Below are 1698 nucleotides of genomic sequence, written 5' to 3' on the forward strand. Positions count from 1 at the left end.
AAGTTGCTCTGCTGTGTTCCCACCCTGAAGCGGTACTTTAAGATAGTATTGCACAGGTCTAAAAAAGGGCAATTAGGATCATAGCAAAATTTACTTAAATTTTACATAAATTTTAATCTTATTTTGAATTTAAAAGAAGATCAACAAGTTTTTTCCTTGTCGATCTTTAGATAAAATGCAATAGTATTAAGCTTATATAGCTTTAAAGCTGGTTTAAAATCACGCTTTTTTCTCGCTTACGATATCAATGATAGTATCGCCTACCATAAGAGCGATTTTTTCCATAAACTCGGCCGGACTTGTAAAGCCAACGCAAGAACAATTTATCTCGCCAAGCACATATTTATCCTTGCCATTTTCATCAGTATCAAGGATGAAATCAGCTGTCCAGATAAGTGGTAGATCATAATTTCCAAGCTTAGAGCGAATTTGTGGAAGCTGGGCTAGAAACCAATCTATTAAAGTTTGCCAATCTTTTGGCTCATCATAGCGGTATTTTGCCCCGCTAAAAAGCGTAGCAGAAAAGGCATCTCCTCCCTCAGCTGGCTTTTTATGCACCACATAAACAGGCGTTTTATAAAGCATTAAAATGCGAATTTCACCTTCTTTAATACGCGGTAAAAAAGTCATATCTACAAGCATGCCATTATCCCCTACCAAATAATGCTCGCAAAAGTCCATAAATTCACCAAGTTTGCGTTCTTCTGTGTGATTATCTTTTGCTTCCGTGCAAATAATCTTTGTATCAAGTGGTAAGCTTGCTACCTTGTTATAATCACTTGCATTTTCAAGCCTTACACGCCAAATTCCCTCTCCAGTTGAGCCTCTGTTTTGTTTTAAAACACGTTCTCCTTTTGCTAGAGTCGTAGGGAAGGTTTTTTTAAAATCATGTTTGCTGCTAAAATTTACGCCTATTCTTTTTGCTTCAGCAGGGTCATAATACGCATAAGTATCGCTTGGCACCAAATTTGTATCAGCAAGCTTAGTTAAAGCATCTTTTGCTCCATATCCTATCATAGCATCAGGATGAGGCATGCCTACAAGTCCAGCATCACAAAGCTTTCTTAAAACATCAAAATACAATTTTTCTTCTTTTAAATTGCCCGGATTTACTCTTGATACATAGCCATCAGCGGTGTTTTTAACATGCTCAAAAATTTTGTTTCTTTCGCTTTCATTGCGTAAAAGTTCATCAGTAAAAAATACCACCTCAGCATTCCAACCCTTTGCTTTAAGAGCATTGACCATAGGCATGGTATCTTTTCTGTATCCATCAGGACCCTTGTCGCTTCCACCTTTTGCTTCAAAAAACACTATGTTTTTTTTCATTTATTCTCCTTTTATTGTTTGGATTTATTCATTTTTCATTGTAACTGAAGTTTGATTTAATACTTATTAAACCAAGGATTATTTTTATTTTTAAAAGTGCGTGTGTAGTTTTGTAAAGCCGCAGCCAAAAAGTCTCTTTAAGGTTAAAAACTGGCATAAAAAACAAATTTTGAAAAGTGATTTAGATAGTTTGCAGATTTACTCCGCAAACTATATATCAAGGTTCATCAAAACTTCTTCTTCCTAGTATCTTCAAGTATATTTCTTGCAATATCATTCACCGTATCAGAAATCACTGAACTATCATTAGCAATCTTAACATTATCTTGAGTCACACTTTCTATATGAGCTACACTTTCATTGATTTGA

Annotated in this window: 1 protein-coding gene; it reads right to left on the bottom strand. The window is 35.1% G+C overall.

Annotated features, from left to right (window positions below):
• Nucleotides 1–219 precede the first annotated feature (219 nt).
• Nucleotides 220–1329: a Cj0069 family protein gene (locus DMB91_RS08700; RefSeq protein ID WP_034907058.1), complete on the bottom strand. Its 1110-nt coding sequence runs from the start codon at nt 1327–1329 to the stop codon at nt 220–222.
• Nucleotides 1330–1698: the final 369 nt, after the last annotated feature.

This window comes from Campylobacter sp. MIT 97-5078, from assembly GCF_006864455.1.
GTDB lineage: Bacteria > Campylobacterota > Campylobacteria > Campylobacterales > Campylobacteraceae > Campylobacter_D.

Coding starts and splice junctions, on each gene's coding strand:
- DMB91_RS08700 (WP_034907058.1), bottom strand. CDS start 1,329: ATGAAAAAAAACATAGTGTTTTTTGAAGCAAAAGGTGGAAGCGACAAG.